This is a genomic window from Leptospira venezuelensis, assembly GCF_002150035.1.
In the GTDB taxonomy this organism is placed as follows: Bacteria; Spirochaetota; Leptospiria; order Leptospirales; family Leptospiraceae; genus Leptospira_B; species Leptospira_B venezuelensis.
This window is the reverse complement of sequence record NZ_NETS01000019.1, coordinates 1-616: the sequence shown is the minus strand read 5'-3', so window position 1 is coordinate 616 and position 616 is coordinate 1. Positions and strand designations below refer to the sequence as shown.

At 34.4% G+C, this 616-nt stretch carries 1 protein-coding gene; it reads left to right on the top strand.

What is annotated here, in order from left to right; genetic code table 11:
• Window positions 1-586, top strand: a 586-nt coding sequence (locus B1C82_RS20360; protein ID WP_086449391.1) for a hypothetical protein, incomplete at its 5' end; no start/stop codon positions are given.
• Between the last annotated feature and the right edge of the window lie 30 nt (window positions 587-616).

Sequence of the window (616 nt, the reverse complement as noted above, 5' to 3'; positions counted from 1 at the left end):
GATGACGTTTAAAATGGACGACAGTTATATTGAAGAATTTATAGGTGAAGGCTGTGGAGGAAATTCTGGGAAGTATACTTTAGTTGGAAACACGGTTCACTTAGTTGCTAGTGAAAACTCCTTATGTCCAGGGGATGATAACTTTGTTGAAAATATAGTTTGTAAATTGATTCCCGAATCTTCGGATCCTTTTTATTCAGAATCATTAAAGTGTGGATTGGCTTCTTATTATGGGAGTTCTTTAAAACCTATAGGAACTAATATAATAATTAAAGATGTTGAATCAGTCATAATTGAACCCAGAAAAGTATTAGCGAAAACAAATATAATGATTAGAGAAAAACCTTCCATTAAATCTAAAAGTTATAGTTGTCCTCAGAACAATGGCACTGATTACTTTCAAGTGCCCTATTTTCCCGAAGGTAGAGAATTAGTCTTGTATGCTCGAACTGTAAAGAAAGAGAAAATAAATGGTATAGAGGATTATTGGTATTTTGCTCAACAAGATCTTGGTTGGTACACCTCTTGTGCTGTTTCTAACAATTATACTAGTATGGTTTGGGTTTTTGGCGGATATTTAGATTAACAAGGCCTCATCACGGCGTATAACTGTCGG